This is a genomic window from Streptomyces palmae (assembly GCF_004684805.1).
GTDB classification, from domain to species: domain Bacteria; phylum Actinomycetota; class Actinomycetes; order Streptomycetales; family Streptomycetaceae; genus Streptomyces; species Streptomyces palmae.
The window spans coordinates 1-6,253 of record NZ_SRID01000395.1; the positions used below are offsets into that span (position 1 = coordinate 1).

The window sequence follows — 6,253 nt, forward strand, 5'->3', positions numbered from 1 at the left end:
GTGTGTCGGGGCCGGGGGCGGGGGTGTGCGTCCGCCCCCGGGGTGGTCGGCTAGGACAGGTCCTTTCCGAGGAGCCAGGTGGCGACCTCGCGGATCGCCCCGTGCCCTCCGGGTGTGGAGGTGACCGCGCGGGCGGCGCCGCGCACCACGTCGTGCGCGGTGGCCACCGCCACCGGCCAACCGACCATGTCGAAGCACGACAGGTCGTTGACGTCGTTTCCGACGTAGAGCACCCGCTCGGGAGCGATGCCCTGTTCGTCGCACCACTGCTTGAGTGCGAGGTCCTTGCGGTCGATGCCGTGCAGTACCGGGATGCCCAGCTTCCGGGCGCGGGCGGCGACGACCGGGTTCTGCTCCGTGGAGAGGATCAGCAGCGTCAGTCCGGAGCGGCGCAGGGCGGCGATCCCCAGCCCGTCGCCGCGGTGCACGGCGACGATCTCGCGTCCGGAGGAGTCGATCAGCACCCGGTCGTCGGTCTGGGTGCCGTCGAAGTCGATGACCACCGCGTCGATGTCCTCCCGGGTGGGGAGGGCGCCGGGGCGGTGGGCGTCGAGCAGTCCGGCCAGGGCGCGGGCGCGGGCCAGGTCGTGCGGGTCGTCGATCTCCAGCACCCGCGCGGGGTCGGTGCGCACCAGCGCGCTGCGGCCGAAGAAGCGGTGCCGGGCGGTGCGGAACCCGTCCACCCGCATGCCGTAGACGGCGCCGGTCTCCAGCAGGTCCTGGGGGCGGTCCTGGCGGCGCGGGCGGAAGGACTTGTCGTGGTTGACGCCGTAGCCGCGGCTGGCGGTGGTGCTGTCGGCCACCTGGACCACCGGCGTGTCGGCGGGGCCGGCGGGGGTGTCGGCGGGGCCGGCGGCAGGTCCCGAGGCGGCGCCGGCGGTGGCGGCCAGGGCGGGCTCGGCGAAGTCCCCGTCGTCGGCGCCGTCGCGCCACACGAAGCCGTGGAAGGGGGCCACGGTCAGCGCGCTGTCCGCGCCGTCCGCCACGATGGCCTCGACCACGCCCTCCACGTCCTCCCGGACCAGGAACGGGCTGGTGCACTGCACCAGCAGCACCACCTCGGCGGTGGTCTGGTGCCGGGCCTCGAAGGCGTCCAGGGCGTGCAGTACGGCGGCCTCGCTGGTGGCGGTGTCGCCCGCGATGTCGGCGGGCCGCTGGACGACCTCGGCGCCGGCGCCCAGGGCCGCGGCGGCGATCCCGGCGTCGTCGGTGGAGACGACCACGTCGGTCACCTGGCGGGCGGCCAGGCATTCGCGGACGGCGCGGGCGACGAGCGGTACACCTCCCACCGCGGCGAGGTTCTTTGCGGGTACGCCCTTCGACCCGCCGCGGGCGGGGATGACGGCGACCACACGTCGTTCGGAGGTGGGAGGCATCGCGACTCCTTCTATGCCGTCCGGTACGGGCGCGCTCACCGCGCCTCCCCGGTGTGGCCGGTGCCGGTCACCGGCGCTGTGGGGGTACCCCCGGACGGCGTCCGGGGAGGCTTCGACTGGGGGTGGCGGTGTGCTGCGTGCGCGCTGGTGCGCGGGGCGGTGCGGCGGCTCACAGCTCCCCCATCCGGCGGATCACCGGTGCCACCCGCTGCACCCCGTGGCGGTAGGCGCCGCGGGCGGCCTCCCGCACGGTGCTGCGCACGACCCGCCGCAGCCCGCCGCCGGTCTCGCCGCCGGGGCCGCCGGTGCCGGGGCGCGGGGCGCCGTCGGGCTGGAAGCCGTAGCGGCCGAGCATGCGGGGCAGGTAGCCGGGCGCGGTGACGGGTGTGTAGTAGGGGGACAGCGGCGGGAGCCGGTCGGCGGCGGCCAGTTCGGCGACCCGGGCGCGGGCCGCGTCGAAGGCGGTGGCGTACTCCCCGTCCGGGCACACGCCCTGCCGGGCGAGCCACGCGGGGTCGGGCCGGGGCAGGTGGCCGGCGTCCAGCTGGTCCCAGGAGGTGAGGCAGCCGGAGCCGAGGAAGTGGTGGTTGCCGAGCACCTCGCGGATGCCCAGGTCGGTGAGGACGGCGGTGGGGATGCCGCGGTGCAGCGACTCCAGCGCGGCCGTGGAGCTGACCGTCACCAGCAGGTCGGCGGTGTCCAGGACCTCGCCCATATGGCCGTAGCCGAGGCGGAAGTTCGGTGGGGTGCCGCCGTCCAGTCTGGCCGCCAGCTTCTGGTACGGCAGCTCCTCGATGTGCGTGGTGTGCTCACCGGGCTTGCTGCGCAGCTTGACCAGGACCTCGCGGTCCGGGTGCCGGCGGGCGTGTTCCACGGCCCGGCGCAGCAGGTAGGCGCGGTCCGCGCGGTTGTCGGGGACCGAGGGCTGTACGGCGAAGACCACGGTGCCGCCCGGGTACCCGCGTCCGTGCCGGGCCCGCTCGTCGTAGGGGGCGCCGCCGAGGAAGGGCAGGGCGCACTCGACCACGCTGCCGGCGTCCGCGCCCACGCCGCGGTAGACGTCCCGGAAGCGGTCGGCGTCGTGCCGGGAGTTGGCGAGCACCACATCGGCGCCGTGCCGCAGCAGCAGCCCGTCGGCGAGCTTCTCGTAGACCACCCCGACGTAGCCGGTGACCACCACGGGGCGGCGCTCGGCGGTGCGCCAGGCGTGTGCGAGGGCGTGCAGCATGGCCTGCACGGCGCCGCCGACGCAGGAGATCACCAGGACGTCGTAGTGCTCGCGGTCCACGGCGCGGACGAACTCGTGCCCGGTGACCTCGCGCAGCCGCTGGGCGCGTACGCCGACCTCGGCGAGCTGCCGTACGGTCGGGGTGGCCCGGCCGCGCAGCAGGTAGCCGTGCAGCTCGGCCTCCTGATCGGCCGCCGCCGCGCCCGACCGGTCGGCGACGAGGCGGTGCGCGGTGAGCGCACCCCACTTCCACCGGGTGTCGGAGTCGGCGAGCACCGCGGCGCGCAGCGGGGAATTAGTACGAGTGGGCACGTGGCCGACGGTAGGAAGCGATTCCAATTCACGGCCCAACGGTAGTGCAACAAAGGGTTAACAGAATGTCGACGGTTGGCGAATCGGCAGGCCGGAGTATCGGGTTAACCATTTGGTCGTCTTTCGTTCACCTTCAGGTAGGGCACAAGTCAAGACGAATGCCAGATGGCGACCTAGCGTCACCCGAGTGGTTAAGCTCTCCGTCATCGTGCCGTTCTACAACGTGCAGACCTATGCCTCAGACACCCTCAGAAGTCTGCGTGCGAACGCGCGCGAGGATTTCGAATTCATTTTCGTGGACGACTGCTCGGCCGATGGAACACCGGAGATCCTGGAGCGCGCCGAGCGCGAACTCCCCGGGGCGGTGCTGGTGCGGCACGAGAACAACGGCGGGCTCGCCACCGCGCGCAACACCGGCCTGGACGCGGCCCGCGGCGAGTACCTGACCTTCCTGGACGGGGACGACTGGCTGGCCCCCGGCTACTACGCCCGACTTCTCCGCGCCATCGAGGAGTTGGGCGTCGATTTCGTACGGGTCGACCACGTCCAGTGCACCGGCCGGGCGCGCAGCGTCCACCGGGTGCCGGTGGGCCGGCGGGGGGTGGCGCTCGACCCGCGCCAGGCCATCCTGCCCGCCGACCGCTCCACCTCGGTGGACTATCCGTACGCCTGGGCCGGCATGTACCACCGGCGGCTGGCGGACGAGGGCCTGCTGCATTTCACCCACGGACTGCGGACCGCCGAGGACCGGCCGTGGATCTGGCGGCTGCACCGTGAGGCGCGCACATTCGCGGTGGTCGGTCTGCTCGGTGTCTTCTACCGGCGCGGCGTGGCCTCGTCACTCACCCAGATCGGTGATGTTCGGCAGCTCGACTTCATCCGCGCATTCGATCAGGTAATCGAAGAAACGGCCCGGGACCGGGACGCGGACACGCTTCTCCCGAAAGCGGTCCGCACCTACTGCGCCATCATTTCCCACCACCTGGGCAATATCGAGAGATTCGAGCCGGGAGTGGCCCGCAAACTGCGCGCCATGAGCGGTGCGGCGATGCGGCGCATGCCGCAGGACGTGCTGAACCGGGCCCTGGACTCCATGGACTACGAACGCGCCGCACGGCTCAGGCGGATCCGCCGCCGGCCGGTGGGCGGAGAGGTGGTGGCCTGATGGCCTCGCGCAGCGCCCGCGGGCGTACCCAGATCTTCTTCGCCTCCACGCTGTACGGCGTCGCCACCCTGGCCGCCGCCCTGGACGCGGACCTCTTCCCGGCCGCCGACCGCCGGCTGCTGCTGGTCAGCAATAACGCGGCCATCCCGGAGACCACCCCCGCGCTGGACGAGATGCCCGGCTTCGAGCAGCTGCGCGACCGCTTCGACCGGGTGCTGTCCTGGAACGAGACCATCCGGCCGTTCCACCCCGGCGGCTGGTCCCCGCGCGGCAACGACGTCCCGCTGTGGGAGCGGCACCTGCGGCTGCTGTGGGGCCTGGGCGAGGACCGGGTGGAGCTGGTCCTGGAGTCGATCCAGGTCGACCCCGCGCTCGCGCTGGCCCGGCTGTTCCCCGACTCCCCGCTGGACGTCTACGCCGACGGGCTGATGAGCTACGGCCCCACCCGCAACAAACTCGACCCGCTGATCGGCACCCGGATCCGCCGGCTGCTCCACCTGGACCTGGTGCCCGGGCTCAAGCCGCTGCTGCTCACCGAGTTCGACGTGCCCCCGGAGACCGTCCCCACCGAGGCGTTCACCAAGGTGCTCGCCGAGATCGGGCACAGCGCCCCGGACGACGAGCTGCCGGCCCCCTCGGCGGAGCGCCCGGCGCTGCTGCTGGGCCAGTACCTCTCGGCGCTCGAGATCCTCACCCCCGAGGAGGAGGAGCGGCTGCATGTGCGGATGCTGCGCGGCGCCCACGCGCTGGGCCACCGCAACATCATCTTCAAGCCGCACCCCACCGCCCCGGCCCGCTGGTCGCGGATGCTGGAGAAGGAGGCCGGGGAGCTGGGCGCCTCGCTCACCGTGGTGGACACACCGGTCCTCGCCGAGGTCCTGTACCAGCGGACCCGGCCGGCCATCGTGATCGGCTGCTTCTCCACCGCGCTGCTCACCGCCACCACCTTCTACGGGCTGCCGGCCGCCCGGATCGGCACCGAGGTCCTGCTGGAGCGGCTCACCCCGTACCAGAACAGCAACCGGATGCCGGTCACCATCGTGGACGCGCTCCTGCCCGACCTGGAGGACCGCCGGGCCGCGTCCGCCTGGACCCCGGCCATCGGCGAGCGCACCATCCGGGACCAGGACCTTCCCGGCCTGGTGGCCGCGGTCGGCTTCGCGATGCAGTCCCAGATCCACCCCCCGCTGCGCACGGCGGCCGAGCGCTATCTCTCCCGGCACCTGGACGACCACACCTGGCGCTACTTCAAGCGGCGCCGGCTCACCGCGCTGGCCCTGCCCGGGGCGATGCCGTCCCAGCTGGCGTTCATCCCGCGGAACGAGACCGTCCGCCGAGTGGCCCGCCGCGCCCGCGCCGTACAGCGCAAGCTCAAGGGGAAGCCGGCGAAGTAGCGGGAGCCCACGCGGGGCGGCCCGGGGTGCGCCTCCCCGGGCCGCCGCCACGAGACGGGTGCCGGCGGCCGCCACGAGGCCCGGTGCCGCCCCGGGCCAGGTCCTAGGGGAACGGCCCGCCGGGGGCGATGCCCTCGTCCGGATCGCCGGTGAGCGGCAGCAGCCGGCTGGCCGCGGTCTCCGGGTCGGGGCCCAGGCCCAGCACCCGCAGCGCGGTCACCGATTTCAGCCGGTCCCGCAGCGCGTGGTCCTCGACCCCGTCGATCAGGGACAGCGTCTGGTCCAGGGTCAGGTCGGCCTGCATGCTCTCGTGCACCCGCTCGGCCTGCACGGTCAGATGCCGCCGCGCCCGCCCCGAGTGCAGCGCGAACGCCCCACCGCAGGTGCCGATCAGGGCCCCGCTGAGACTGGTCAGCGCGGGCAGGTAACTCGCGTTCGGATCACCGGCGTTGGCCAGCGCCAGACCGGCGCCGAGCAGCACCATCAGCGCACCGGCCGACATGAAGACGGCGCTCAGCCGGAAGGTGGTCTCGGCCTGCGTCAGCGCCTGGCCGAGGAAGGAGAAGAAGAAGTCCTGCCGCCGGGCGGTCAGACCGCCGGTGGCGGCGGGCGGCGGGGCGGGGGCGTGGGCGCTGCCGACCACGTTCACCACCGAGCTGCCGCTGATCACCACATGCTGGTGAGGGCGCGCCCCGTGCGGCTGCTCCCCCTCCATGGACGGCGCCGACTCGAAGGGCTGCGCGGAGGGGAGGGCCTGGGGTCTGGAGAGGGATGGGGA

At 73.4% G+C, this 6,253-nt stretch carries 5 protein-coding genes; 2 read left to right on the plus strand and 3 right to left on the minus strand.

Features of this window, described 5'->3' with window-relative positions; all coding sequences use genetic code 11:
* Nucleotides 1–50 precede the first annotated feature (50 nt).
* Nucleotides 51–1,376: an N-acylneuraminate cytidylyltransferase gene (locus E4099_RS27595; RefSeq protein WP_135341848.1), complete on the minus strand. Its 1,326-nt coding sequence runs from the start codon at nt 1,374–1,376 to the stop codon at nt 51–53.
* Between the two features lie 169 nt (nt 1,377–1,545).
* Nucleotides 1,546–2,916: a DUF6716 putative glycosyltransferase gene (locus tag E4099_RS27600; protein WP_135341849.1), complete on the minus strand. Its 1,371-nt coding sequence runs from the start codon at nt 2,914–2,916 to the stop codon at nt 1,546–1,548.
* 187 nt (nt 2,917–3,103) lie between these two features.
* Between E4099_RS27600 and E4099_RS27605 the strand changes: the two genes are divergently transcribed.
* A complete protein-coding gene (locus E4099_RS27605) occupies nt 3,104–4,081 on the plus strand; it encodes a glycosyltransferase family 2 protein (RefSeq protein ID WP_135341850.1) in 978 nt (325 codons plus the stop codon).
* The gene (locus tag E4099_RS27610; RefSeq protein ID WP_135341851.1) at nt 4,081–5,475 is read left to right on the plus strand and encodes a polysialyltransferase family glycosyltransferase; all 1,395 of its coding nucleotides are present in this window, start codon (nt 4,081–4,083) and stop codon (nt 5,473–5,475) included. Before E4099_RS27605 ends, E4099_RS27610 begins: the two co-directional genes overlap by 1 nt.
* Nucleotides 5,476–5,578: 103 nt before the next feature.
* Here E4099_RS27610 and E4099_RS33260 read toward each other — a convergent pair.
* The coding region (locus E4099_RS33260; protein WP_167828498.1) for a TRADD-N-associated membrane domain-containing protein at nt 5,579–6,253 on the minus strand (675 nt) is incomplete at its 5' end.